Below are 26,992 nucleotides of genomic sequence, written 5' to 3' on the forward strand. Positions count from 1 at the left end.
CTCTCGGGCGCTATCGGGCCACCAGGTCGTAGAAGCACATCCGGGGCCCGGCCTCCGGACGCGTGTACACCCGGCGGCAGCGCAGGTTGGACTTCTCGAACACCGGCAACCAGGCCGAGCGGTCGCGGGGGAGGCCCTGGCCGGTGAGGACGTGGACGAGGAAGAAGTCGTCGTCGTTCTCGCGGCTGTCGAAGCGGATCTCGGGTTCGCCGACGAGGAGGATCCTCTGGTCGGGGAAGCGGGCGTCGATGTCGTTCAGCAGGTCGATGACCGCCTGTTCGCCGTTGCGGAAGTGTTCGTGCAGGGCGCTCATGATGCAGAGGCCGTCGGCTTGGAAACAGACGTCGGGCCAGGTGCTCGGGGCGAAGGCGTCGCCGACGACGAACTTGGCCCGGTCTTCCACACCGTGGCGTTTGGCGAGGTCGTTCGCCACCTCGATGGCGTCGGGGGCGATGTCCAGGCCGATGCCGGTGAGGGTGGGGTCCTGGACGCAGGCGTCGACGATGAGTTGGCCGCCGCCGCAGCCGATGTCGAGCATGCGGGTCACGTTCCGGCCCTGCATGGCCTTGAGGACCACGGGGGTGTGGAAGAAGGAGAAGAGGGTGGCGCAGTGGGCGCCTAGAGCCGCGCCGTTGCGGGTGATGTCCTTGCCGTACACGGCCTTGTTGGTGAGTAGGTCGCCGATGTGGCTGGTGATCGTGGGGTAGGCGTCGAAGTAGACACCGAGGCGGGCTAGGGACACATCGGTGGTGAGGAAGTCGCCGCGCCTGGTCAGGAAGTATTCGTTGTCTCGGTGTTCGACTATGCCTCGGTTGGCGAGGTAGTGGAGGAAGCCGGTTCCGATGTCCTGGTTCATGCCTGCCAGGAGGGCGTCCGGGCTGTGCGGGCCGGAGCGGAGACGGTCCAGGAGCGGGGTTTCGGCCAGGGCCTGCACGGCGTGACAGGCGTGGGCCGAGGTGATCATCTCGGGGAGGCCGGAGAGGGTGAAGGCTTCCCATTCCCGGCGTTGGGGTTCGTCTCGTAGTTCGATGAGCTCCGGGGATTCGGTGACGGCTGTCATGGATCTCCTTGCTGTGTTCGCGGCTCAGGGGGAGTGGGCACCACTAGGAACAGATGGCGTAGGCGTGCTTGCCGCGTGGGCTGGCGGCCGCGCGGACGAAATCCCCGTCCGGGGTGAAGCCGGTGGCGCAGACTCGGCTCAGGGTGTATTCGGGGACCAGTTCGACCTGGTGGCCGCGCCGTTCCAGCTCCGCCGCCACTGCCGGGTCGATCGTCTCCTCCGCTACCAGGACGCCAGGGCGGAAGGCGTGCGGGGTGAAGGAGGCGGGGACCTGGTCGGTGTGGAAGATCGTGGTCTCGGTGGCGCTCTGCAGGTCCATGCCGAAGTCGGCGACGTTGAGGAAGAACTGGAGGGTCCACTGGTCCTGGCGGTCGCCGCCGGGGGTGCCGAAGGCGATGAACGGGTTTCCGTCCCGCAGGACCACGGTGGGGCTGAGGGTGGTGCGGGGGCGCTTGCCGGGGGCCAGGGAGTTGGGGTGACCGTCCACGAGAAACATCGACTGGCCCCGGGTGCCCAGCGGGAAACCGAGGGCGCCGATCGCCGGTGAACTCTTCAGCCAACCGCCGCTGGGGGTTGCGGCCACCAGGTTGCCGTGGCGGTCGACGGCCGTGACCGTGCACGTGTCCGTCTTTGCCGTGGTGGCCTTGAGGAGCGTGGGCAGGATGGTGGGTAGGCCGCTGCGGAGTTGGGCCATCCACTCCGTGTCGGGTTCCTCGTAGGCCGGTTCGGACAGGGCGGGCAGGAATGGGGTGCGCCCGTTGGGCTTGCCGGGTCGCAGGCTCAGGTCGGCGCGGGGGCCGACGAGGTCGCGGCGTTCGCGGGTGTACGTCTCGTCGAGGAGGGTGGCCAAGGGGACCTCGGTGAAGTCCGGGTCGCCGTACCAGGCCTCGCGGTCGGCCATGGCGAGTTTGGTGCACTCGGCCACGGTGTGCAGGTAGTCGGCGGTGCCCGCGCCCATGCCTGCCACGTCGAAGCCGTCCAGTAGCGCAATCTGCTGGAGGAAGACCGGGCCCTGGGACCACGGGCCGGGCTTGAACGCCTGGTAAGGGCCGTAGGCGTGGCTCGGTGCCGTCGCCACCGTGGGCTCCCAGGCCGCCAGGTCGTCGGCGGTCAGGAAGGCGTGGTGGCGCCTTCCGGTGGCGTCGAGCATCGGGCCGGAGGCGAGGAAGTCGGCGATCTCGTCGGCCACGAAGCCCCGGTAGAAGGCGTCGTGGGCGGCCTGGATCTGGGTTTCGCGGTCGGACGACGCGGACTCGGCGGTCTTGATGAGCTGTTGGTAGGTGTGGGCGAGAGTGGGGTTGCGGAAGCGGCTGCCTGTGGTGGGGGCGGTTCCGCCGTGGAGATAGGTCTGGGCGGAGCCGTGCCATTCCTCGCGGAAGAGCGGGGCCAGCACCTCGATGGCGCGGGCGGACTCGGGCAGCAAGGGGAAACCGTGTTCCGCGTAGCCGATCGCGGGTTCCAGCACGTCGGCCAGGCGCATGGTGCCGAACTCGGCGAGGAGGCGTAGCCAACCGCCGAAGGCGCCGGGGACTGGGGCCGGGAGGAGGCCGGAGCCCGGGATGGCGGTCAGGTCCAGGGCGTGGAACGCCTGGATGCTCGCGGCCCGGGGCATGGGGCCTTGGCCGCAGATGGCTTGGACGTCGTCGCGGCCCGCGCGGTGGGCGACGATGGAGACGTCGCCGCCGGGGCCGTTGAAGTGGGGTTCGACCACCTGGAGGACGAATCCGGCGGCGACGGCGGCGTCGAAGGCGTTGCCGCCGTCGGCGAGGATTCGCATGCCTGCGGCGGAGGCCAGCCAGTGGGTGGTGGCGACGCCGCCGGTGGTTCCGGTGAGTTCGGGTTTGGATGGCAGCATGTGGCTACTCCCGGGTCGGCGTGATCGGGAACGGGCTTACCCGTCCTGGAAGATGCCGGGGCCGGGGGTGAGCACGGCGCCCGGGTCGTAGCGGTTCTTCGCGGCCTGGAAGGCTTCCCACCTGTCGCCGTAGTGCGCGCGCCAGTCCGCCGGGGTGAAGCGGAGCGAGCCGATGGGGTAGAGCACGGCTCCGTACTCGTCGCGGGCGCGGGCGAACAGGCGGTCGTTGCGGTCGAGCATCTCGTCGACGAACGCCGGGTCGGCCTCCGGGGTCTCGGACACGGTGTTGATGTCCAGCACGTACACCCACGGCGACCCGTTCGCCTCCGGCAGCGGGGGCAGCGGCCGGGTGATGCGGTCACGCCGCTGCGGGTAGATCAGGCTGATGCCGTAGGGGCCGATGTCGCGCGGCGTCAGCGTGTCGTGGACCTCGGCGACGTAGTCCTGCATGACCGCGCCGGACAGCCAGACGTCGTACCAGGGCTTGCGGAGGCGGTCCCACTCCACGGTCTCGCGCATGCCGTCCACGAGTCGGTCGATCGAGTGCACGTAGTCGAGATAGCCGGTGTCGTCGACGACCGGTTCCGTGGTCAGACCCGCCGTCGCCACGGTGTCCTCGGGTGGGGTGGTGGGATCGTATTCGCCGGGTGGGGTGGTGGGATCGTAATTGCGGGGTGGGGTGGCGGGATCGTAAAAGGTCGTGGCGTAGAGCTTGTGGGACGGTTCTGTCCCTTGTGGATACAGCTCGGCGTAGACGTGGTCGATCTCGGGGCGCTCGATGAGCGTGTTCATGTCCTGGAAGAACGCGGCGTTGTCGGTATAGCCCAACACATACGTGCGGGCGCGTTCCTTCGCGGGGACGAGGTCGATCACCGCCTTGGTGATGATGCCGCACTGGCCGAGCCCGCCCAGCACGGCCTCGAACAGGTCGGGCTTGCGCTCGGGCGAGCAGCGCTCGATGGTGCCGGTGCCGGTGACCACCTCCAGCTCGCGCACGTGGTCGACCTGCAGGCCGGTGCGCAGGGCGCCGACCAGGCCGCCGAGACCGCCCACGGAGAGCGTGCCGCCGACGGTCAGCGAGGTGTAGCCGGTGATCGCGGGCGGGGTGAGCCGGGGCGAGTGGGCGAACGCCGTGTCGACCAGGTCCTGCCACAGGATCCCGGCGTCGACCTCGGCGGTGTCCGGGCCTAGCGAGTGGATGCGGTTCAGCGACCGGTTCTCGATGAGCAGACCGGCGGACAGGCCCTGGCCGAGCGTGGTGTGCGCGGCGCCTCTGGTCGACACGGGGATGCCGTGGGTGGCGCAGAACCGGACCATGGCGGCGATGTCCTGCGCGGAACGCGGCCGGAGCACCGCGCACGGGACCCGCGTGGTGATGTTGCCGAGATCGGTGGCGACCGCGTGCCGTGCGGCCTCGTCCACCAGGAGCTCGCCGTCCAGTGGGGGAGCGGCGGCGAACGAGGTGTCGTTCGCGGTGTCGGTGACCCAGGTGCGCTCGGTGGGGTCGAACGCCACGGTCGCGGTGCTGCCTGCGGAATCCGGGCGGTTGGTCATCTATTCTCCCGTCGTCCGTGTCTCGTTCGGCAGCAGGGAAATCCACTACCGTGCAACGGAATGATCGGTTCGCCACCCGAACATAACCGGCGAGGGCGGCCCAACGCACTCAGAGGAATCGCAAATCAGTGTCAGAAGTCCCTGAAGACGGTGGAGTTGCGGCGGTCGAGCGCCACGATGACCATGGTTGAGGTCCCTGTCGTCTGGGAAGGAGCAATCATGGGCAACACGGGCGCACGCGCGCCGGTCGTGGGCTGGTTCGACCTGGTCGCCACCGATCCGGTGCGCGGTAAGGACTTCTACGAGCACCTCCTGCACTGGGCTTTCGGCCCGGTCGATGGCACCGACGACTACCAGCTGGTCACCGCGCCGGACGCGGGCTGGGGCATGGGAGTTCTCCGCGCGGGAGACCGGGACGCGTTGGCGTTCAGCGTGGTCTGCGCGGACCTGGACGCGGCGATTCCGAGGCTGGAGTCGGCCGGTGCCGCCGTCGTGGAACCGGCCCGCCGCACCCCTGCGGGCGACCGGCACGCGGTGCTCACCGACGTGCGGGGCAACCGCGTCGGCCTGCTCGAACCCGCCGCCGACCACCCGGATCTCACCCGCTGGACCACCACGGCCGCGCAGAACGCGCTGGCCTGGTTCGAGATCGGCACGACCGATGTCGCGGCCACGCGGACGTTCTACACCGAGTCCTTCGGTTGGACCTACGAACGCGACGAGGCGGCCGAGGGGGTCACGTACTACAACATCCTCCCCGCCGCCTCGGACGAACCCATCGGTGGTCTGCTCGACCTGTCCACCATGCCCGGCAGCACCGACTACGCCATCCCCGGCCTGCGCGTGCCCGACGTGTCCACGCTGCTGGAACGCTGCGAAGCGGCGGGCGGCAAGCGCGTGCTTGACCCGTTCCCGGACGGCAACGGACTGGTGATCGGCCAGTTCACCGACCCGGTCGGCAACCGGTGGAGCGCCTTCGCGACCGCCGGGACCGCGTGACCCCGGGCCGGACGGCCATGCCCATGCCGGTGGCCGTGTACGTGCTCGGCGTGGGGGTGTTCTGCCTCAATACCGCCGAGATCATGGTCGCCGGGCTGATCCCGGGCATCTCCGCCGACCTCGGGGTGTCCGTGTCGGCCGTCGGCTTCCTCGTCTCGGTCTACGCCGTGGGCATGGTCGTCGGCGGCCCGCTGCTGACCATCGCCCTGTCCCGGACACCGCAGAAGACGGCCCTGCTGTGGCTGTTGGTGGTGTTCGTCGCCGGTCAGACGCTCGGCGCGCTGGCCCCGGGCTACTGGGTGCTGGTCGTGGCGCGGGTGATCACCGCGCTGGCCGCGTCGGCGTTCTTCGGCGTCGGCGCGGCGGTGTGCGTGCGGCTGGTCGGCGTGGAGCGGCGCGGGCGGGCGATGTCCGTGCTGTACGGCGGGATCATGGTGGCGCAGGTCGTGGGCCTGCCGGTGGCGACGTTCATCGAGCAGCACGCCGACTGGCGGACCAGCTTCTGGGTGGTCGACGCGCTGGCGGTCGTCTGCGTGGTCGCCGTGGCAGCGCTCGTCCCGGCAGGCGGCGACACCGAGACTCTGGACCTGCGGGCGGAACTGCGGGTTTTCCGCTCGCCACGGCTGTGGGGCGCGTACGCGACCAACGCCCTGGTCATCGGCGCGGTCGTCGCCGGATTCACCTACCTGTCCCTCATCTACACCGACGCCGCCCACTTCACGCCCGCCACCGTGCCGGTCCTGTTCGCCGTCTACGGCATCGCCACCGTCGTGGGCAACACGATCGTCGGCCGGTTCGCGGACAGATACCCGCGTCCCATCCTCGTCGGCGGCCTGACCGCCGTGACGCTCATCCTCGCCGGGTTCGCGCTCACCGTCGCCCACCAGCCGCCGACGGTCATCGCGACCGTCCTGCTCGGCCTGATCGGCCTGCCGCTCAACCCGGCCCTGGCCGCCAGGGTGATGTCGGTGTCCAACGCGGGCGCGCTGGTCAACACGGTCAACGGGTCCGCCATCAACGTCGGCGTCGTCGTCGGTCCCTGGCTGGGCGGCCTCGGGATCGGCGCAGGCCTCGGCCTGGCCGCGCCACTGTGGATCGGGGCGGGCATGGCCCTGGTCGGTCTGGCCACCCTGGTACCCGATCTCCGCCGATCCGAAACCATATCGCCGAAATCGTGACGCGAAATTATGGCGAGGGTCCTCTGACGACAATTTAAGAGTTCCTTGTGCATTGTCTGATTGTCCAGGGAGCGTCTGACCGGAGATCATGAAATGGCCGGGCCGACAGCTCCCACTCCGCACCGAGAGCGCGGCTGGGAAAGCGAAACCAGGCCGAACGCGCTCGCGACGGAAGGGCATCCGATGCTGGACATCGCACCGAATTTCAACCACCTCGCGATTCAGACGGACGACGTGGACGCCACCGTCCGGTGGTACCGGGAATTCCTGGGCACCACGGTGGAATGGACACTGGAGGAGTTCTCGCCGCTCACCCGCGCCCGGCTGCCCGGTATCCGGCGGCTGGTCGAGCTGCGGCGCGGGGACGTCCGGCTGCACGTGTTCGACCGGGACGGCCACAGCAGGCGCGACCCGGACCCGCTCGGCTACCAGTACCAGCACGTGGGCATCACCGTGGAACGCCCCGAGGACCTGGTCGAGCTGCGCGAGCAGTGGCTGCGCGCCCACGAGCGCACCGAGGTCCGCTGGGCTCGCGAGGAGCCGCCATCGGACATCGTCACCGACGCCGACGGCATGCAGAGCCTGTACGTGCTCGATCCCAACGGCCTGGAGCTGGAGTTCGTCTACTTCCCGGGAGGAGGAGCGTGAGCGCGGAACCCGGATGTCGGCCGGTGTTGCAGGCGCGGCTGCTGTTCCTGCCGCCGACCGGCGCCCCCTTCGAGTCCTCGACGGACCACACCGACGACCACACCACCGGCGAGCGGACGTGCCAGGAGTACGACGTGTTCGGCACGACGCCCGTCGACCCGCAGCCGCTGTTCTGGTACCGCTGGATCGCCGGGCACCAGATCTCTTTCATGCTGTGGCGGGCCATGCACGACGTGGTCTGGCACCACCCCGACGACGTACCGTCCGAACGCGAGCTGGACATGCTGGCGGCCTGCGTCGACAGCTACAGCGCCATGCTGCTCTACTCCTCGACCGTCCCACGTGACCACTACCACACCAACATCCGCGTGCTCATGGCGTTGCAGCACCCGTCCTTCAGCGGTGCGTGGGCACCGGACTACCGGCCGATCCGCCGCCTGTTCCGGGGCAAGGTCCCCTGGCTGGACGCCCCGGCCTGCCGAGCCCTGGGCGAGGCGGTCGCGCGCAACGGTACGACGCACAGCCACATCGCCGACCACCTGGTGCCGGACGGCCGTTCCCTGCTCCAGCAGTCCGCGGGCGCGCCCGGGGTGAGCGTGTCGCGGGAGAAGGAAGACCTCTACGACAACTTCTTCCTGACCGTGCGACGCCCGGTGAGCCAGGCCGAGCTGGTGGCCCAACTGGACTCGCGGATCGTCGAGCTGGCCGCGGACCTGCGGCACAACGGCCTTTACCCCGAGGTGGACGGACACCATCACCCGGTCGTCACCGCATGGTCCGGCACCCCGATGAGACCACTGGTCGACGGCGTGGTGCGGACGTTGAGCCGGGCGACCCGGCTGGTGTCGGAGATGCGGTTGGAGGAAGCACGCTCATGAGGCACGGCATCGTGTTGCTGCCCGAACACCGCTGGAAGGTGGCCGCCGACCGGTGGCGGGCCGCCGAGCGGTTCGGCTACCACCACGCCTGGACCTACGACCACCTGATGTGGCGCTGGTTCGCCGACCGCCCCTGGTACGGCTCGATCCCCACGCTCACCGCGGCGGCGGGCGCGACCGGCACGATCGGCCTCGGCATGCTCGTGGCCACCCCGAACTTCCGGCACCCGGTCGCGCTGGCCAAGGATCTGGCCACCGTGGACGACATCGCCGACGGCAGGCTGATCTGCGGTCTGGGCGCGGGCGCGCCCGGCCACGACGCGCGGATCCTGGGCGGTCCGGAGCTGGAGCCTCGGCAGCGCACCGACCGGTTCGAGGCGTTCGTGACCCTGCTGGACGTGCTGCTCGCCCATGGCGACGTGGACCGATCGTCCGAGTGGTACACCGCAGCCGGTGTCACCTTCCACCCGCGCGCCGGTGACGGGCCGCGGCTGCCGTTCGCGGTCGCCGCCACCGGGCCGCGCGGCATGGCGTTGGCCGCCCGGTTCGGGCAGTACTGGGTCACCTCCGGGCCGCCCAACGACTTCGAGCCCCGACCGTTCCGCGAGGTCGTCCCGTTGCTGCGCGAGCAGATGCGCGCGGTCGACGCGGCCTGCGAGCGGGTCGGCCGCGACCCGGCCACGCTGCACCGGCTGCTGCTGGCCGACGGCGCGGTCGGCGGGGTGACCACGTCCCTGACCGCCTACGAGGACGCGACGGCCGAGCTGGGCGCGGCGGGCATCACCGACCTGGTCGTGCACTGGCCCCGCCCGGACCCGCCCTTCCCGGGCGACGAGCAGGTCATCGCGGACTTCGCCGAGAAGCACCTGGCAGGCACCGCATGCGAGTGACCACAGTGGACATGTTCGGCACCGCGCCGGGCCGGGGGAGCGCGCTGGACGTGCTCGTCCCGGACGACCCGGCGGACTCTGTCGAGGGCGCAGAGGGCGCAGAGGGCGCAGAGGGCGCAGAGGGTGCCGCCGCGCACGCCCGGCGCACGTGCGCCGACGAGATCGCCCTGGTCGGCGAGTGCTCCCGGGACCAGCGCACCTACCGCTCCCGGATCTTCAACGCGGCGGGGGAGACCCCGTTCGGCACGCACTCGCTGGCGGGCACGGCCGCCTGCCTGGTCGGCGGCGGTCATCTCGACCCGGGCGATGTGGGCCGGGAGGCCGAGAGCGGCTGCCAGTGGCTGTGGACCGACGGACGCGAGGTCAGGGTCCCGTTCGAGGGCCCGCTGGTGCGCGAGAACCTCCCGGGCGAGGCCCTCGGCGACTACTCCGGCATCCCGCACGCGGGTGGCGTCGGGCGGGCGTTCGGCTTCATCCGCGTCATCGAGGATCCCCGGACCCTGCCCGCACCCGACCACCTGGACCGGCTGGGCCTGACGGATCTCACCCTCTACCGCTGGGACCCGGACCGGCGCGAGGTGCTGGCCCGCGTGTTCGCCCCCGGTTTCGGCATCCCGCAGGACGCGGGCTGTCTCCCGGCCGCCGCCGCGCTGGGCGCCATCGCGCTGGACCTGGCCCCCGGCGACGACGTCACCGTCCGCCAGGTGACCACGCGCGGCACCGAATCGGTGTTCCACTGCGTGGGCGCGGTCCGCGACGGCACCGCCAGGGTGCGGATCACCGGGCGGATCTGGGGAACCGACGACCGGGAGGTGAGCAGGCTATGACCACGGACGCACATGTCGACCCGGGCACCGAGGCGCGACGCCGCACCGAGGCCGACCCGCTCTCCCGGTACGCCCGCGAGTACGCCACCGACGTCATCCACCTCAACGGCAACTCCCTCGGCCCGCCACGGGCAAGCCTCACCGGCGAACTCGACCGCGTGGTGTCCGGGCAGTGGGCGCGCAAGCACGTGCGGGCCTGGTTCGAGGACGGCTGGCTCGACCTGCCCCGCACGATCGGCGACAAGCTCTCCCCGCTGCTCGGCGCCCACCCGGGCCAGGTCGTCGTCGCGGGCGAGACGACCAGCACCACGCTGTTCAACGCGCTGGTCGCCGCCTGCCGCCTGCGCCCGGACCGGGCCTTGCTGCTCGTCGAGGCGGGCGCGTTCCCCACCGACCTCTACATCGCGGACTCGGTCGCCCGACTGCTCGACCGCGAACTCCTGATCAGCCAGGGCTTCGACGACGACCTGCGCGAGCGCGGACCCGAGGTGGCCGCCGCCCTCACCGCCCCCGTGGACTTCCGCACCGGCGAGCGCCGTGACATCGCCGCCACCACCGCGGCCTGCCACGCCGCGGGCGCCATCTCGGTGTGGGACCTCAGCCACGCGGCGGGCGTGCTGCCGCTCGACCTGGCCGCCGCCCGGGTCGACCTGGCGATCGGCTGCGGCTACAAGTACCTCGGCGGCGGCCCCGGCGCCCCCGCCTTCCTCTATGTCCCCGACCGCCTTCAGTCCTTAGTGGACTTCCCGCTGACCGGCTGGCACGGCCACGCCCGCCCGTTCGAGATGGGCCCCACCTTCGACCCGGCCACCGGCATTGATCGCGGCCGCACCGGCACGCCGCCGCTACTCAGCCTCATCGCCCTCGATCACGCCCTGGACCCGCTGCTCGACGTCGGCATCCACGAGCTGCGCCGCCGCAGCCTGGACCTTGGCGAGTACTTCCTGGAATGCCTCGCCTACCGCCGCCCCGAGCTGCTGCGCGGCTTGGCTTCCCCGCGCGATCCGGAACGGCGCGGCGGACATCTCGCCCTGCGCGTCCCCGATGCCGAAGCGGTCGAGTCGGCGTTGCTGGAGCGGGGCGTGCTGGTCGACGCGCGGCCGCCCGACCTGGTCCGGATCGCCTTCGCCCCGCTGTACGTGACGCACGAGCAGGTCTGGCGCGCGACCGGCGCGCTGTCCGATTCCGTGGAGGGGCTGCGATGACCCGGACACCCGAATACGTCTCCTACGCCCACATGGACAAGTTGCACGAGTTGCAGCACCCGCGCAGCGACGCCCGCGGCGAGCTGAACTTCATCCTGCTCAGCCACGTCAAGGAGTTGCTGTTCCGGGCCGTCACCGACGATCTCGACACCGCCCGCGAGGCCCTGCACCGCGACGACGTCCCGGGCGCCTGCCTGGCCCTGTCCCGCGCGACCCGCACGCAGCGGGTGCTGGTGGCCTGCTGGGAGTCGATGAACGGCATGTCCGTCGACGAGTTCGTGGCGTTCCGGCACGTGCTGAACGACGCGTCCGGCGTGCAGTCGTTCGCCTACCGCGCGCTGGAGTTCGTCATGGGCAACCGACCACGACAGATGGTGGAGTCCGTGCAGGAGGACGGCCACCCGCTGCTGCGCACCGAACTCGGCAAACCGTCCCTCTACGACGCGGCGCTCGCACTGCTCGCGCGGTGGGGTTTCGCGGTCCCGGTCGAGTGCGTGGAGAAGCCCCCGACCGAGCAACACGAGCTGGACGCGCGGGTCGAGGACGTGTGGTTGGAGATCTACCGGCACCCGGACCACCACCCGCAGGCGCACCGGCTGGCCGAGAGCCTCCTGGAGGTCGCGTACCAGTTCTCGTGCTGGCGCTCCACGCACCTGCTCGTGGTCGAACGGATGCTCGGCGGCAAGAACGGCACCGGCGGCAGCGACGGCGCCCCGTGGCTGCGCGCGATCAACGAACACCGCTTCTTCCCGGAACTGTGGACGTTCCGCACCCGACTCTGATGCGGCTGCGAGGAAGCCCCGACTGGACCCACCGAAGACGGAGGACGTGATGACGCAACTCGACTGCATGACACAACGCAACCGCCTGCCGACCGTGCCGAGGGGAGCGACGCCGTGACCAAGTCCGTCGACCGGCCCGTCGACCTCGGCCCGCTGGTGCCCGCGCTGTTCGGGTTCGCCGCCTTCCAGCAGCTGCGCGCGGCCTCGGAACTGCAGCTGTTCGAGTACCTCACCCTCAACGGCCCGGCCACCGGCGACCAGGTCGCCGCCGGACTGCGGTTACCGGCGAAGTCCGCGCGCAAGCTGCTGCTCGGCACCACCGCGCTCGGCCTCACCGAGCACGAGGACGGCTGCTACACCGTCGGCGAGCCGCTGCGCGCGGCGATCGAGGCGGGCACCTGGCCGCTGATCCGCAACATCATCGACTTCCAGCAGCGACTGTCCTATCTGCCCGCCAAGGAGTACGCGGAGTCGCTGCGGACCGGCAAGAACGAGGGGCTCAAGCACCTGCCCGGCACCGGCAACGACCTCTACGCCCGCCTCGAACAGGCTCCGGAGCTGGAGAACCTGTTCTTCCGCGGCATGAACTCCTGGTCCGAACTGTCCAATTCGGTGCTGTTGGACCAAGTGGACTACAGCTCGGTGCACCGTCTGCTCGACGTCGGCGGCGGTGACGCGGTCAACGCGATCGCGCTGGTCCGGGCCCACCCGCACCTGCGGGTCACGGTGTTCGACCTGGAAGGCGCGGTCGACGTGGCCCGGGACAACATCGCCGCGGCCGGGCTCGACGACCGGATCGACGTCGTGGTCGGCGACATGTTCGGCGACCCGATGCCGGACGGGTTCGACCTCGTGCTGTTCGCCCACCAGTTCGTGATCTGGTCGCCGGAGCAGAACCAGACCCTGCTCAAGCAGGCGTACGAGGCGCTCGGCCCCGGCGGCCGGGTCGCGGTGTTCAACGCCTTCGCCGACGACGACGGCCGCGGCCCGCTCTACACCGCGCTGGACAACGTCTACTTCACGACGTTGCCGTCCGAGGACTCGACGATCTACCAGTGGCGCGAGCACGAGGACTGGCTCACCGCCGCCGGGTTCGTCGACATCACCCGCGTGCGCGGCGCGGGCTGGACACCGCACGGCGTGATCCAGGGGTGCAAGCCCGATGTGTGAGCCCAGCTCGCTCGATCGGGAGTACTCGCCCAGCACCGTCGCTCGCGACCCGGACGGGACGCTGCGCCGGTACCGGGAACGCAGCGACACGGCCCGGTCGCGGCTGGACGCGCACCTCGCCGTCCGCTACGGCATGGAGCGCGGCGAGTGGTGCCACGTGTTCCCGGCCGTCGAGCCCGGCACGCGCGGGCCGGAGACGCCTGCGGTGGTCTTCGTGCACGGCGGCCACTGGCAGGAGTCCGGTATCGACGATGCCTGTTTCGCCGCGGAGCCCGTGGTCGCGGTCGGGTGCGCGTTCGTGGCCGTGGGTTACGGGCTGGCCCCGACGCGCACGGTGCCCGGCATGATCGCCTCGGTCGGGCGGGCGCTGACCTGGCTCGCCGAGGTCGGTCCGCTGTTCGGCATCGACCCGGACCGGCTGCACGTCGCGGGCAGCAGCGCGGGCGCGCACCTGCTCGCCGCCGCGCTCGCCGACCCGGACACGCCCCGGGTGCGCGGGGCCTGCCTGCTCAGCGGGCTGTACGACCTCACCGAGATCCCGCGCACCTACGTCAACGACGCCGTCGGCCTGACCCCCGTGCTCGCCAGGACGTGCAGTCCACTGTGGATGGAACCGCCCCGGTGCGACTCGGTGCTGCTGGCCGTCGGACAGCACGAGACACCGACCTACCTGCGTCAACACGAGACCTACGCGGCGCACCTGGCCGACGCCGGGTCCCCGGTCACCGCGCTGACCGTGCCCGACCGTGACCACTTCGACCTGCCGCTGGACCTGGCCGACCCGGAAACCCCGCTCGGCCGCGCCTGCCTGGCGCACCTGGGCCAGGTGCCACACCCGAGGGTCCAGCACATACCGGAAGGGACGGTGACACCCGCGCGATGAAACACCTTGCCACTGCCACGCGCCTCGGGGACGCACCCACCCGGGCCGTCACCACCGAGACGATCGCCGACGCGTTCGTCCGGACCGCGCGCGAGCACGCCGCCCGCGAGGCCATCACCGACGGCGTGACGACCCTGACCTACGCCGAACTCGACGAGCTGACCAACCGGATCGCCCACGCCCTGCGGGATCGCGCGCTGCGGCCCGGGGAGCGGATCGGCGTCCACCTCGATCGCGGCCACCCGCTCTACCAGGTGTTCCTCGGCGTGCTCAAGGCCGGACTCGTGGTGGTCCCGTTCCACCCGGGCCACCCGGCCGAGCACAAGGCCCGCATGTTCCGCGTGGCCGAACCGGTCCTGACGGTGACCGACTCCGCCGAGCCCGTGGGCGGCATCCCGGCCGAGACCTGCCTGGACATCGACGAGTTGCTGGCCGCCGCGCACTCGCGGTCCGGTGACCCGGTCGAGTCCTGGGCCACACCCGAGGCGCCCGCGTTCGTGCTGTTCACCTCCGGCTCGACCGGCCTGCCCAAGGGCGTCGTGATCGCGCACCGAGGCATCTCCCGCGTGTCCGCCTCGCTCACCGGCTACACCCCCGGCCCGGACGACCGGTTCGTCCAGCTGGCCCAGCCCTCCTTCGCCGCGTCCACCACGGACATCTGGACGTGCCTGCTGCGCGGCGGCAGGCTCACCATCGCGCCCCAGCAGGTGCCGCCGCTCGGCGACCTCGCGCGGTTGATCGACCGCGAGCGGATCACCGTGCTCAACCTGTCCGTCGGCCTGTTCAACCTGCTGGTCGAGCACCACCCGGACGTCCTCGCCCGGACCCGCTCGGTGATCGTCAGCGGCGACTTCCCCTCGCCCGAACACCTCTCCCGCGCCCTCGCCGCCGTGGGCGGTGACCTGTTCAACGCCTTCGGCTGCACGGAGAACTCCGCACTGACCGCGCTGCACAAGATCACGCCCGCGGACCTGGACGCCGAGATCCCGGTGGGCAGGCCGGTGCCGACCGTCGAGATGTCCGTGCGCGACGAGTCCCTCGCCGAGTGCCCGCCCGGCCGGATCGGCGAGCTGTGCATCGCGGGCGACGGCGTCGCGCTCGGGTACCTGGGCGACCCGGACACCACCGACCGCAAGTTCGTCCGGCACCGGGGCACGCGGCTGCTGCGCACCGGCGACCTGGCCAAACTGACCGAGGACGGGGAGATCGTGCTCGCCGGGCGCACCGACCAGCTGCTCAAGGTCCGCGGCTTCCGAGTCGAACCCCGACACGTCGAGCTGACCGCCGAGGCGCTTCCCGGGGTGCGGCGCGCGGTGGCCCAGGCCGTGTCGAGCGGTGGCGCCGCCGATCGGCTCGCGCTCTGGTGCGTCGCGGCGCCCGACCACGACCTCACCGAGGCCGAGCTGACCGACCACCTGCGTGGACACCTGCCCGACTACATGGTCCCGTCGCTGGTGTCCATCCTGGACGCCTTCCCGCTCAACGCCAACGGCAAGATCGACCGTCGTGAGCTGGCGAACCGGCTCACCACCTCCCGTCCGAACCGGACCGAGGACGACGACCGGCTCGCCGAGACCGTCCGTGCCACGCTGGCCGAGCTGCTCGGCGAGCCGGGGATCGGCGCGGACGACGGGCTGATCGAGTCCGGCGCCACCTCGTTGCACCTGATCGACCTGGGTGCGCGGCTGGAGGATGTCGTCGGTGTCGCGTTGGGACCGGACGAGATCGTCGGGGCGGGCACCGCGCGCGGTATCGCGGACCTGATCCGTGCCAAGCGGACCCGGAACTGACATGACCGCCACCGGACAACGATCCGTGACCAGGGAATATGCGCCCGCCTCGCCTGTCCAGCCGGGTATGTGGTTCGCCAGCACCTATGGCGTGGACCCGACGGCCTATAACCAGCCGTTGCTGCTGCGCACGCGAGTCCTGCTCGACCACGACGTCCTCGTCGAGGCGCTGCGCGTCGTGCACCGCGCCCATGTCGCGCTGCGCACCACCTTCGAGATGGACGCCGACGGTGACCTGCGGCAGGTCGTGCATACCGAGTTGGAACCGATGGTCGACGTGTGCGATCACGTGGGTGAGTCGGGTGCGTGGGTGGCCGAACAGGTGGCCGCGTTCACCGGGACCGCGTTCGACCTGCACGACGGTCCACTCGCGCGCGTGCGACACCTCCGACTGGTGGACGAGAGCGCGAGCGTGCTGGTGTTCGACATCCACCACAGCGTGTTCGACGGCATGTCGTGGAAGCCGTACCTGACCCAGGTGGAAGCCGTGTACACGGCGCTGCGCAACGGCGACGATGTCCCGATCCTGGCTCCCCGCCAGGCCACTGCGGCCTATGCGCGCTGGTCGACGCGTGTGGACGATCCCGACACGCGCCGCTTCTGGCAGCAGCGGCTGGCCGACGCCCCGGTGGCCACGTCTGCCGGGATGCCCGGTGAGGGGCCCACGCGCCAGGTGATTCAGCGGGCCGTCCTCGATGAACATGTGTCCGCGCGGCTGCGTGAGTTCTGCCGGGAGGAGGGCGTCACCAGCAGCATGTTCTTCGTCGCCCTGTGTTTCATGCTGCTGCACCGGCAGACCGGCCAGGACGACATCCTCCTCGGCGTCCCCATGACCGTCCGGGACGGCATCGACGCCGACGTCCTCGCCCACCTCACCAACTCCGTCGTCCTCCGTCACCGCCTGACCCGCGACACCACCGCCCGGCACGTCCTGCGCACGGTCAAGCAGGATGTGCTCGACTCGCTGCGGCATCGGCACGCCCCGCTGGAGGCCGTGGTCGGTGATCTCCGCGCGGCCGGGGGAGCGCCGGATGGGACCGGCGAGGTGTTCAACACGATGATCACCGTGATGCCGTCCGACGCGCGTCGCCTGGACCTGCCCGACTGGGGTGTGCGGACCTGGGAACACGTGTCCGGCGGCGCGAAGTACGAGCTGGCGATCATCGTCGACGAGCTGCCCGACCACTACGCGCTGATCATCGAGCACGCGACGGCAGCGCCCGCAGGCGAGGACTTCACGGCCTACCTGGCCCAGCGCCTCGCCACGCTCGTGGAGAGCGTCCTGACCGGGCCGGACACTGTGGTGGACGGTCTCGCCTGGGTCGGTGCGGAGGAGCAGCGGGCGATCGACACGTTCTGCGCCCGCCGCGCCGACGCCCCCGAACTGGGCACCGAGCTGACATCCGACCTGTTCGCCGCCACTGTGGACGCGTCGAGCACGGACTCCGCAGTGGAGGTCGACGGCACGGTCACAACCTATGCCGAGCTGTCGCACCGAGTCGACGCACTGGCCGCGAGCCTGGTGGCCCGGGGAGTCCGTGATGGACAGTCGGTTGCCGTGCTCATGCGGCCGGGCCTCGATGTGACGGTGGCGGTCCTCGGCATCCTGCGCGCGGGCGGCGCCTACGTCACCCTCGATGCCGACCAACCACCGGACCGCCTGGCCTTCACCCTCCGGGACTGCGGCGCGAAGATCCTCCTTCGCGGGTCCGGGATGGACATGGCCGTGCCCGAGGACATCGTCGAACCGTCCGACGCTGGGGCAGGTCTTCCGGCAGGGCAACGGAAGACGCCCGAGGACGCCGCGTACATCGTGTACACCTCGGGTTCGACCGGCCGCCCGAAAGGCGTCGTGCTGCCCGAGGCCACGCTGGCCAACCTGGTGCACAACCAGGCCATGATGTCCGCAGGCCGCCGGATGCGGACGCTGCAGTACATGCCGCCCGCCTTCGACGTCTTCGCCATCGAGGTCTTCGGCGCCCTGTGCACCGGCGGCACCCTCGTCATCCCGCCCGCCTCCGCCCGCACCGACTTCGAGGAGCTGGCCGCGCTGCTGGCAGACCAGCGGGTCGAGCGGGTATTTCTCCCGTATGTCGCGCTCCGCGAACTCGCCGCCGTCGTGCGGTCGGCCGATCTGGAGCTCCCGGACCTGCGCGAGGTCTACGTGACCGGCGAGCGGCTGGTCGTCACCGAGGATCTCCGCGCCATGTTCCGCCGCTGCCCGGCCCGGCTGATCAACGCCTACGGCCCGTCCGAGGCGCACCTGTGCAGCGAGGACCGCCTCCCGGCCGACCCGGACACCTGGCAGGCCATGCCGTCCATCGGCCGCGTGGTCGCCGGGGTCGACGCCTACGTGCTGCGCGACGCCGGGGGAGCGGCCCGGCGGATGCCGTTCGGTGTCGAAGGGGAGCTGTGCGTCGCGGGCCCGGTCGTGTCCCCCGGATACCTCGGCCTGCCGGACAAGACCGCCCAGGCCATGCTGCCCGACCCGTTCGTCCCCGGTCAGCTGATGTACCGGACCGGCGACGTGGTCGTGCTGGCCCCGGACGGTCGGCTGCACTACCGGGGTCGGGAGGACGACCAGGTCAAGATCCGTGGCTACCGGGTCGAGCCGGGCGAGGTCGAGTCCGCGCTGGAACGGGAACTCGGCGTGGACGCGGCCGCCGTGATCGTCGTGTCCGCCGGGACGGACCCGGCTTTGCACGCCCTTGTCCAGTCTGATGTGGAGCCTCCGGCGGACTGGTGCTCCCGACTCGGCGGTGTGCTGCCCGGCTATATGATCCCGCGCCGGATCACCCGCGTCGACACCTTCCCGGTGACCCCGAACGGCAAGACCGACCGCCGCGCGTTGGAGTCCCTGCTCACCGACGACGAGCCGGAGATCGAGGCCGCCGACTGGACCGACGCGGAACGCCGGATCGCCGACCTGTGGACCGAGGTGCTCGGCGCGGCACCCGCCACCCCCGAGGACGACTTCTTCCTGGTGGGCGGGCATTCCCTGCTGGCCGCCCGCCTGCACCGCCTGGTCAGACAGCGCCTGGACACCGACATCCCGCTGTCCGCGCTGCTGAACACCCCCACCGTGCGCGGCATGGCCGACAGCCTCGCCGACCGCGACCCCACCGCTCCCGACCTCTATGCCGAAGCCCACCTGCACGACCTGACCGTGGCCGAACACCGGGAACCGACCGGCGACAAGGTACTGCTGACCGGCGCCACCGGGTTCCTCGGCAGCCACCTCCTCGATGAACTGCTGGCAGGCGGAAGCCGCGTCGCCTGCCTGGTGCGGGCCGACAGCGTCGAGGACGCGCGTGGCAGGCTCCGCGCGGCGTTCGAGAAGTTCGCGATCGACCCCGACCGGCTCGATGAGGTGGAGATCTGCCTCGGCGACCTCGCCCGCCCGCGACTGGGCCTGGGCGACGCGTTCGACACCTGGGCGCGGGACGTGCGCGAGGTCTACCACGCCGCCGCGCACATCAACTTCGTCGTTCCCTACCACACAGTCAAACGCACCAATGTGGACGGACTGCGGCGCGTGCTCGACTTCTGCGGCGTCAACCGCACCCCGCTGCGCCTGATCTCCACCCTGGGCGTCTTCCCGCCGGACTCCACACCGGACCTGGTGTCCGAGCACACCGTCCTCGGCGACCCGGAATCCCTGGGAATCGGCTACTCGCAGAGCAAGTGGGTCGCCGAACAGCTCGCCGCCCGCGCGCGCCGGGCCGGGCTGCCGGTCACCGTGCACCGCGTCGGCCGGATCGGCGGCCACAGCCGTACCGGTGCGTGCAGGCACGACGACTTCTTCTGGCTCCAGCTCAAGGGTTTCGCCCTGCTCGGCAGCTACCCGAGGGACATCGCGCACGCCCAGGCCGTCGACCTGCTGCCGGTCGACTACGTGGCCCGCGCCATCGTCGCGCTGTCCCGGGGCGGACCGGACGACGAGACCTGGCACCTGCACCACGCGACCGGTCTCGACTGGCCCACGATCATCGACACGATCCAGTCCGTCGGCCACGACGTGCACGCGGTCGACCAGGCCGAGTGGATGGCCGCGCTTGAGGCCCGCGTCGAGACCGAAGACCGAGGTCAGGGGCTCGGCTCGCTGGTGCCGCTGATGCGTGAGGGCGTGCTGCGGCTGGGCACGTACACCTTCGACAACGAGAAGACCAGGCGCGCGCTGGCCGATGTCGGCTGCCCGCACCCACACGCGGACACCGACTGGATCAGGCGCGTGTTCGCGTACTTCACCGCGCTCGGCAGCGTCCCGCCGGGCCGGGCGACACAGGGAGGTCACGATGGCTGAACCGGGCACGGCGGTCCGCTCGGTGGTGATCATCGGCGCAGGCCCGGTCGGCTGCGCCCTGGCCACGCTGCTGCGGCGGCAGGGGCGGACGGTCGACCTGTTCGAGCGGGGCGCGGAGTCCGGCACCACGGGGTCCGGCCTGTCGTTCAACCTCACGCTCACCTCGCGTGGCCTGGACTGCCTGCCCAGGTCCGTCAAACGCCGCCTTTACCTGCAGGGATCGGTGCTGGTGAAGCGGATCATCCACCACCGCGACGGTGCCATCTCCACCCAGCCGTACGGCACGGCGGACGCCCACCACCTGCTGTCCATCCCGCGTCGGGTCCTGCAGGACATCCTGCGTGACCAAGCCATGCGCGCGGGCGCCCGGATCCACTACGGACTCGCGTGCGTGGATGTGGACACCGCTCGGCCCGCCGCCATGCTGCGCGACGATCGGGGCGAGACGCGCTGGGTGGACGGGGACCTGGTGGTCGGCTGCGACGGCGCGAACAGCGCGGTGCGCGGCGCCATCGCGGCGGCGCACCCGTCGGACCTGTGGGTCGCCCGGGACGTGATCGAGCACGGCCACGCCGAGATCACCATGGACTACGGCGACGCCGACCCGGCAGGCATGCACCTGTGGCCGCGCGGCGACCACTTCCTCCAGGCCCAGCCCAACCGCGACCGGACCTTCACCACCAGCCTGTTCAAACCGCTGGCCGGGGACGACCGGCACTTCTCCGAGTTGCCCTCCGCCACCGCTGCCCGCGACTACTGCGCCACCGAGTTCCCGGACGTCTACGACCGGATGGCCGGGGTCGGGCCGGATCTCACCACCCGCTGCCCCGGCAGGCTGCGGATCGTCACCTGCGCCCCCTACCACCACCGCCGCGCGGTGCTGGTAGGCGATGCCGCGCACGCCGTCGTGCCGTTCTTCGGCCAGGGCATCAACTGCAGCTTCGAGGACACCGCCGCGCTCGCGGGCCTGTTGGAACGGTCCGGGTCGCCGATCGAGGCAGCCGCCGCCTACAGCGAGGCGCGGGTCCGATCAGGACACGCCCTGGCGGACCTGTCGCTGCGGAACCTGGAGGAGTTGTCGGACAAGGTGAACAGCACCGCCTTCCTGGCGCGTCGGGCCATGGAACGGCGGCTGCACGAGCTGCACCCGGAGCTGTACACGCCGCTGTACCAGATGGTCGCGTTCACCGACACGCCGTACGACGCGGCGCAGGATCGACACCGGGAGCTGGGCGCGGAGCTGGACGCGCTGTGCCGGGGGCGGGACATCCGGCGGGAGCAGGACGCCATCATCACCGAGTTCGCGGCCCGGCACGGCCACCGCGCGTCCGGCCGCTGGGCGGGTTGACGGTTGTCGGCCGCTACGCCGACTCGGCGCGCACGGCCTCGTCGTCCAGGCGGAAGCCGACGCTGCGGACCGTGACGATCCAATGCGGACTGCCGAGCTTCTTGCGCAGGCTGCTCACGTGCGTGTCGATCGTGCGGCTGGCCAGCGCGGTCACGTCGGCGTCCACGTGGTCGTACTCCCACACCCGGCGCAGCAGCTCGGCCCGGGAGAAGACCTTGGCGGGCTCGCTGGCCAGCAGGTGCAGCAGCTCGAACTCCTTGCGGGTCACGTCCACCGGCCGGTCGCCGATCCGGACCTCGCGCAGCGACGGGTGGATGCCCAGCGCGCCGAGCACGAGCGCGGGCGGGGACATCATGTGCGTGCGGCGCAGCAGGGCGCCGAGCCGGGCCATCAGCTCCCGGCTGTGGTACGGCTTGACCACGCAGTCGTCGCAGCCCGCCTCCAGGGCCAGCACCCGGTCCAGCTCGTGCAGCGAGGCGAAGCCGATCATCGGGATGTCGCTGGCCAGGCGGATCTCCCGGCACAGCGTCAGACCGTCGTAGTCGGTGAGGTCGAGGTCGATGAGCACCACGTCGAAATCGCGGTAGGCGGCCATGGTCGCGGACCCCGTCGACACCGAGTCGGACGCGAACCCGTGCCTGCGCAGGTCCTTGACCGTGTCGTCGAGCCCCTCGCAGTCCGCCACGACTAAGAGGTTGGGCCGTAAGCTGAGCACTGTCGTCCCCTTCCGGTGCCTGCTCTTCCGTTTCTTGCTTGTTCGTAGGTCGGTCGGACAGGTCGAGAGGCGCGGGCGGGGTATCGTTTTCACCGGTGATCGCACGGCATTTCGCTTGGGCGGCGAAATGCGCGCGTGGACCGTATATCGAGCCATTGTCGGGGCGAATCCTGATTGATCGCGGCGCATTTCCAGGATCGTGCGTTTTCGGGAGAACGAGGCTGGATCGGATGGTTGACCGCCTCGTCCGGGAGGGTGTGCGCTGTCGCGTTCGCGTCGGATGTCCTGCCGGGTAGGCCCATCGCCGCGCTCCCTCCGCCTGGTCGGATGCCGGAGTCGATCACCGGTGTGCCCGTGCGCCACCCTTCCCGCCCGGCATGCGGACTGGGCGTGGAATACCCGAGCTTTTCTGTGATCTTCGTGCCCGTCGCCCGGTCGTGTCAACCGTGAAGTCACTCGTTCGGAGCAACTTGTTGACAGAGGTTTATCGCCGTGCAGAGTGGGAACTCCGAAATTCGGGCCATCGGGCCGTGATGTCGTACGTCAGCAGGTCGGGGGCCGTGGATCGGCGACCCGCGCGAGGCGATCGTATGATCGGGATGGTCCGTCCTCCGTCGGCAGGAAGGAACATTCGTGAGCAGCGCCCGACCGCCGCTGGTCGTGCACGACGCGCGCACCAACAACCTGACCGGTGTGACGGTACGCATCCCGTCGCCCGCGTTGACCGTGGTGACCGGGGTGTCCGGTTCGGGCAAGTCCTCACTGGTGTTCGAGACCATCGCCAAGGAGTCGCAGCGGCAGCTCAACGAGGTGTTCCCGCTGTTCATCCGCAACCGGCTGCCCAAGTTCGAGCGCCCCGACTTCGAGCGGATGGAGAACCTCGCCCCGGCGATCGTGGTCGACCAGCGCAACCTCGGCCGCAGTGCCCGATCCACGGTGGGCACGCTCACCGAGGTACAGCCGATGCTGCGCGTGTTGTTCTCCCGGCACGGAAAGCCCAGCGCGGGGGAGTCGACCGCGTACTCGTTCAACGCCCCGGACGGCATGTGCCCGGACTGCGAGGGCCTGGGCGAGGTGCTCAGCGTGGACGTCGAGCGGTTGCTGGACCGGTCGAAGTCGCTCAACGAGGGCGCGATCCAGCATCCGAACTTCGCGGTGGGCACGAACTACTGGAAGCGGTACGCGACCGCGCACTACCACGTCGAGCGACCGGACAAGAAGCTCGGCGAGCCGTTGTTCGACGCGGATCGGCCTGTCGGCGAGTACACGAAGGACGAGCTCGACCTCCTGCTGTACGGCGGTGGTTTCCAGACCGACCGGCCCGGCGACATGGGCAACATCGCGGTGAACGACTACGAGGGCGTGGCCGACCGCTTCACCCGACGCTTCCTCAAGCCCGGCCTGGAGTCGCTGAAACCCAACGAGCGCAAGCACGTCGAGCGACTGGTGGACCAGCGCCCGTGCCGCGCGTGCGGTGGCACCCGGCTGGCGAAGGCGGTACTGAAGTCCAAGATAGACGGTCGCAACATCGCCGACCTGTCCGCGCTGCAGGTCACCGACCTGATCGACACGCTCACCGGTCTGGAGAAGACGATCGGCGAGACCTCGGTGCTCCAACCGCCGCTGGCCGCGCTGCGACGAATGGACGAGGTCGGGTTGGGCTACCTGTCGCTCGACCGTACGTCGGTGAGCCTCTCCGGCGGCGAGGGGCAGCGGCTCAAGACCGTGCGGCACCTCGGGTCCAGCCTCACCGGTATGACCTATGTGTTCGACGAGCCCAGCGTCGGCCTGCACCCGCGCGATGTGGAACGGCTGATCACCCTGCTGTATCAGTTGCGGGACAAGGGAAACATCGTCCTCGTGGTGGAGCACAACCGTGCTGTCATCGAGGCGGCCGACCACGTCATCGACATCGGCCCTGGCGCGGGTGCGCGCGGCGGCCGGGTCACGTTCGAGGGCACCCCGGCCGCGCTGACCAAGAGCGACACGGCCACCGGTACGGAGCTGCGTCGGCCGATCCCGGAACGCACACCGCGCTCGTTCACCGAACATCTGGTGGTGCGCAAGGCCAACCTGCACAACCTGCGCAACGTGAACGTCGACTTCCCGGTGGGTGTGCTGACGGTGGTCACGGGCGTGGCGGGCTCGGGCAAGAGCTCGCTGGCCACCCGGGTCCTGCCGCGCCAGCATCCGGGCACGGTCGTCATTGACCAGAGCGCCGTGGGCCTCAACCCGCGTTCCACCCCGGCGACCTACGCCAAGATCTGGGACCACATCCGCCAGCGCTTCGCCCGTGCACACGACGTCAAACCCGGCCTGTTCAGCTTCAACGCCGAGGGTGCCTGCCCCACCTGCAAGGGGCGGGGCACGATCACCAACGACATGGCCTACCTGGACCCGGTCACGGTCACCTGCGAGACCTGCGCGGGCCGCCGCTACGACCCCGAGGTGTTGAAGTACCTGGTGAACGGTCAGTCGATAGCGGACGTCCTGGAGACCACCATCGAGGAGGCCGTCGACACGTTCTCCGACGAGACCGTCACGGACCGGTTGAAGGCATTCCTCGATGTCGGCCTCGGCTATCTCACCCTCGGCCGTTCGTTGTCGGAACTCTCCGGCGGAGAGCGTCAACGCGTGAAGCTGGCCAGCAGGCTCACCGACCACGGCCGGGTGTTCGTGTTCGACGAGCCCACGTCCGGGCTGCACATGGCCGACGTCCGCCACCTGGTCGACCTGTTCGACCGGATCATCGAGGCGGGCAACACGGTGATCGTCATCGAACATGACCTGGATGTCGTGCAGGTCGCCGACTGGGTCATCGACCTGGGGCCCGGCGCGGGCACCGAGGGCGGCCGGGTCATCTTCGAGGGCACGCCCGCCGAGCTGGCCACCCATGAGGACAGCCTGACCGGCCGCTACCTCGCCAAGGAACGCCACTGACACTGTCCCGGCCGCACCACTAGTCGGCAGGCGTCCCCAGCGATCGCGACGCGGCCATGTCCGATTCGGGCTGCCCAGGTTCGCCCGGTACCCGAGGCGCCACGACCTCCGGGCTCCGCGCGTGCGCACCACACTGACACTCGCCATCACCGTCGCTGTCCACAGCAGCGGCGGCGAGCCCGGGGGAGTGGTAGAGGCACATCAGGACTGCGCCGCCATCGCCGCCGTCTCCCACGCGAACCCGTCCGGGTCCGAGAACGCCTCATCCGCCCCGCCGACCGCGATCCGGTGCGAGCCACTACCCTCCGGCGCCACCCCCGCGTCCTTCGCGAGCGCCCGCCGCCGGTACAGCCCCAGCTTGATCGGGCTGGACCCGGTGTCGAACTCCACGTACATGCGGGCGAAACTCTTGCCCACCGGCAGCCCACGCTCCACATAGAACCGCTTGCTGGCCGGGATATCGGCCACACCGAACAGCAACACGATGCTGTCGATCTCCCGACTGGCAGGCTTGGTGTCCTTCTTGGACGACGTGGCCACCTTCCAGATCGTCCCGTCCGGCGCCTGCACCACACCGCCGTAGCCCCACATCGACTTCGTCACCGGCTTGATCACCGTCGCCCCGGCCTCGACGGCGGCCTCCACCAGCGCGTGCACATTGGCAGGCTGCGACACCGTCAGCGACAGCGTGAACCCACGGAAGCCCGAAGTCGCGTCCTGCGTGGCCCGCAACCGCAGCTCGGGGCCCAGCCCGAAGGCGGCGGAGTAGAAGCGCGCGGCGGCCGCGACATCGGCGACCTCAAGGGTGATGTTCTCAATCTTCGTCATGCCGATAACGCTAAGCGCGCCCCCGCCGCCAGCGCTTCTCCATTCCTGACCAGTCCCGACGGCTCCCGTCCTGAGGCGGCAGTCCTGGTCGCTCTGGGTGACGTGTTGATGACGATGCGGCTCCTTGGTGCAGGCCGCCCTAGTCGGTGATGTCGAGGACGGCGGCCACGTCCTCATCGGCCCCGTCGGTGACGTCGAGGGTGAGATGGGCGAAGGCCGGGGCCAGCGCGGCGAGTGCGGCCTGTCGGTCGTCCTCGATCTCGTGGTCTTCGATGTAGAGGCTGCGCAGTGTGAGGGTCTCCAGTTGGCGCAGGATCGGGGACTCGGCCAGCGTGACGAGGGTGGCGTAGTCGCCGCCGTCGAACTCCGCGTCACCCAGATCGAGGTGCCGCAACGCGGGGTAGCCCGCCGGGTCGAGTTGTTCCAGCTGCTCGACGGGACAGACGGTGCCGAAGACGTCAGTCCCGATCTCCAGCGCCAGGGTGACGACACCGGGCGCCTTGCGCGGGAAGACGGCGCCGTCGGAGAGCACCGCGCCGCGCAGACGCAGCTCGGTCAGCGCGGGCAGCGCGTCGCTGTCGATGTCGTCGAACAGCAGCCCGCCCTCGATGGTGAGTTCACGCAGTGCGGGCAACGCGTTCCACAGCCCGCACGCGCCGTCATCCACGACACCTTCGTTCAACCACGACGTCGGGTCGATCCGACCACCGGTCGAGCTGGTGGCGTGCTCGAACAGCAACCGGAAGTCATGCCCGAAGTACAGCTCGGCCAACTGCCCACGTCGATGAGCGGCCAACGCACGAGCGGCCCGGCGCGCGGAGTGGTGGAAGTCGGTGAGGTGCAACTCCAGTGTGCGCAGATCCGCCGAGACCGGGTCGCCAAGCACCGCCTCGATCAGCGCACCCTCCCACTGCTCCGGATCACTCGCGTTCCCACCCAGCCGGGCCACCAGCGCCCCACGCTCGACGGCCGTTCCCGGGACCAACCGGAACACGGCCTTCTCCAACCGATCCCCGACCCACCCGAACTGCCAAGAACCGTCGGCCGCCAACCCCGCGATGTCGATCACGCCGGACATCGTAGGCGCCGACCACGCCGTGGTCGCATCCCACCTTCGATTTCCGACGAACGTCCGGTGG

At 70.4% G+C, this 26,992-nt stretch carries 20 protein-coding genes; 14 read left to right on the plus strand and 6 right to left on the minus strand.

Going from position 1 to position 26,992, the window contains the following annotated elements:
* Positions 1 to 10 precede the first annotated feature (10 nt).
* The 3 genes from C503_RS0104625 to C503_RS0104635 are packed head-to-tail and all read right to left on the minus strand — an operon-like array spanning position 11 to position 4,469.
* Positions 11 to 1,060: a methyltransferase domain-containing protein gene (locus C503_RS0104625; protein ID WP_018681036.1), complete on the minus strand. Its 1,050-nt coding sequence runs from the start codon at positions 1,058 to 1,060 to the stop codon at positions 11 to 13.
* Positions 1,061 to 1,103: 43 nt separating this feature from the next.
* On the minus strand, positions 1,104 to 2,915 hold the full coding sequence (locus C503_RS0104630; protein WP_018681037.1) for a gamma-glutamyltransferase family protein: 1,812 nt from the start codon (positions 2,913 to 2,915) through the stop codon (positions 1,104 to 1,106).
* A 36-nt stretch (positions 2,916 to 2,951) separates the two neighbouring features.
* Positions 2,952 to 4,469 (minus strand): FAD-binding protein, encoded by a 1,518-nt coding sequence (locus C503_RS0104635; RefSeq protein WP_018681038.1) that lies wholly within the window; start codon positions 4,467 to 4,469, stop codon positions 2,952 to 2,954.
* Positions 4,470 to 4,688: 219 nt separating this feature from the next.
* Between C503_RS0104635 and C503_RS0104640 the strand changes: the two genes are divergently transcribed.
* The 13 genes from C503_RS0104640 to C503_RS0104700 all read left to right on the plus strand — a co-directional run bounded on the left by C503_RS0104640 (position 4,689) and on the right by C503_RS0104700 (position 21,370).
* Positions 4,689 to 5,468, plus strand: a complete 780-nt coding sequence (locus tag C503_RS0104640) for a VOC family protein (RefSeq protein WP_018681040.1) — start codon at positions 4,689 to 4,691, stop codon at positions 5,466 to 5,468.
* Between the two features lie 23 nt (positions 5,469 to 5,491).
* Complete coding sequence (locus C503_RS0104645) at positions 5,492 to 6,646, plus strand: MFS transporter (RefSeq protein ID WP_033400240.1); 1,155 nt, start codon at positions 5,492 to 5,494, stop codon at positions 6,644 to 6,646.
* Positions 6,647 to 6,829: 183 nt separating this feature from the next.
* Positions 6,830 to 7,294, plus strand: coding sequence for a VOC family protein (locus tag C503_RS0104650; RefSeq protein WP_018681042.1), 465 nt, complete (start codon positions 6,830 to 6,832; stop codon positions 7,292 to 7,294).
* A complete protein-coding gene (locus C503_RS0104655; RefSeq protein ID WP_211222309.1) occupies positions 7,291 to 8,172 on the plus strand; it encodes an L-tyrosine 3-hydroxylase in 882 nt (293 codons plus the stop codon). Before C503_RS0104650 ends, C503_RS0104655 begins: the two co-directional genes overlap by 4 nt.
* Positions 8,169 to 9,062: an LLM class flavin-dependent oxidoreductase gene (locus tag C503_RS0104660; RefSeq protein WP_018681044.1), complete on the plus strand. Its 894-nt coding sequence runs from the start codon at positions 8,169 to 8,171 to the stop codon at positions 9,060 to 9,062. Before C503_RS0104655 ends, C503_RS0104660 begins: the two co-directional genes overlap by 4 nt.
* The gene (locus C503_RS0104665) at positions 9,053 to 9,889 is read left to right on the plus strand and encodes a phenazine biosynthesis protein PhzF (protein ID WP_156892954.1); all 837 of its coding nucleotides are present in this window, start codon (positions 9,053 to 9,055) and stop codon (positions 9,887 to 9,889) included. Before C503_RS0104660 ends, C503_RS0104665 begins: the two co-directional genes overlap by 10 nt.
* The gene (locus tag C503_RS0104670; protein WP_018681046.1) at positions 9,886 to 11,094 is read left to right on the plus strand and encodes an aminotransferase class V-fold PLP-dependent enzyme; all 1,209 of its coding nucleotides are present in this window, start codon (positions 9,886 to 9,888) and stop codon (positions 11,092 to 11,094) included. The genes C503_RS0104665 and C503_RS0104670 overlap by 4 nt, the downstream gene beginning before the upstream one ends.
* Positions 11,091 to 11,876, plus strand: a complete 786-nt coding sequence (locus C503_RS0104675) for a tryptophan 2,3-dioxygenase (RefSeq protein WP_018681047.1) — start codon at positions 11,091 to 11,093, stop codon at positions 11,874 to 11,876. Before C503_RS0104670 ends, C503_RS0104675 begins: the two co-directional genes overlap by 4 nt.
* A gap of 114 nt (positions 11,877 to 11,990) precedes the next feature.
* Positions 11,991 to 13,046, plus strand: a complete 1,056-nt coding sequence (locus C503_RS0104680; protein WP_018681048.1) for a methyltransferase — start codon at positions 11,991 to 11,993, stop codon at positions 13,044 to 13,046.
* The gene (locus tag C503_RS0104685; RefSeq protein ID WP_018681049.1) at positions 13,039 to 13,929 is read left to right on the plus strand and encodes an alpha/beta hydrolase; all 891 of its coding nucleotides are present in this window, start codon (positions 13,039 to 13,041) and stop codon (positions 13,927 to 13,929) included. Before C503_RS0104680 ends, C503_RS0104685 begins: the two co-directional genes overlap by 8 nt.
* Entirely contained in the window at positions 13,926 to 15,719 is a 1,794-nt protein-coding gene (locus C503_RS0104690) for a non-ribosomal peptide synthetase (RefSeq protein ID WP_018681050.1), read from the plus strand. Before C503_RS0104685 ends, C503_RS0104690 begins: the two co-directional genes overlap by 4 nt.
* A 25-nt stretch (positions 15,720 to 15,744) precedes the next feature.
* A complete protein-coding gene (locus tag C503_RS0104695) occupies positions 15,745 to 20,022 on the plus strand; it encodes a non-ribosomal peptide synthetase family protein (protein ID WP_211222310.1) in 4,278 nt (1,425 codons plus the stop codon).
* The gene (locus tag C503_RS0104700) at positions 20,015 to 21,370 is read left to right on the plus strand and encodes an FAD-dependent oxidoreductase (protein WP_018681052.1); all 1,356 of its coding nucleotides are present in this window, start codon (positions 20,015 to 20,017) and stop codon (positions 21,368 to 21,370) included. The genes C503_RS0104695 and C503_RS0104700 overlap by 8 nt, the downstream gene beginning before the upstream one ends.
* A 13-nt stretch (positions 21,371 to 21,383) precedes the next feature.
* Here the strand turns inward: C503_RS0104700 and C503_RS37870 are convergent, their stop codons facing one another.
* On the minus strand, positions 21,384 to 22,055 hold the full coding sequence (locus C503_RS37870) for a response regulator transcription factor (protein ID WP_018681053.1): 672 nt from the start codon (positions 22,053 to 22,055) through the stop codon (positions 21,384 to 21,386).
* Between the two features lie 663 nt (positions 22,056 to 22,718).
* On the opposite strand from C503_RS37870, the gene C503_RS0104710 reads away from it, so the two are divergent.
* Positions 22,719 to 25,025 carry an ATP-binding cassette domain-containing protein gene (locus tag C503_RS0104710; RefSeq protein WP_018681054.1) on the plus strand — a complete coding sequence of 769 codons (2,307 nt, stop codon included), beginning with the start codon at positions 22,719 to 22,721 and terminating at the stop codon, positions 25,023 to 25,025.
* Positions 25,026 to 25,226: 201 nt separating this feature from the next.
* On the opposite strand, the gene C503_RS0104715 is transcribed toward C503_RS0104710, so the two are convergent.
* Both C503_RS0104715 and C503_RS0104720 read right to left on the minus strand, forming a co-directional pair.
* On the minus strand, positions 25,227 to 25,853 hold the full coding sequence (locus C503_RS0104715) for a VOC family protein (RefSeq protein ID WP_018681055.1): 627 nt from the start codon (positions 25,851 to 25,853) through the stop codon (positions 25,227 to 25,229).
* A gap of 139 nt (positions 25,854 to 25,992) precedes the next feature.
* On the minus strand, positions 25,993 to 26,931 hold the full coding sequence (locus C503_RS0104720) for a hypothetical protein (RefSeq protein ID WP_018681056.1): 939 nt from the start codon (positions 26,929 to 26,931) through the stop codon (positions 25,993 to 25,995).
* Between the last annotated feature and the right edge of the window lie 61 nt (positions 26,932 to 26,992).

The sequence above is a fragment of the Actinokineospora enzanensis DSM 44649 genome, assembly GCF_000374445.1.
Classification (GTDB): domain Bacteria; phylum Actinomycetota; class Actinomycetes; order Mycobacteriales; family Pseudonocardiaceae; genus Actinokineospora; species Actinokineospora enzanensis.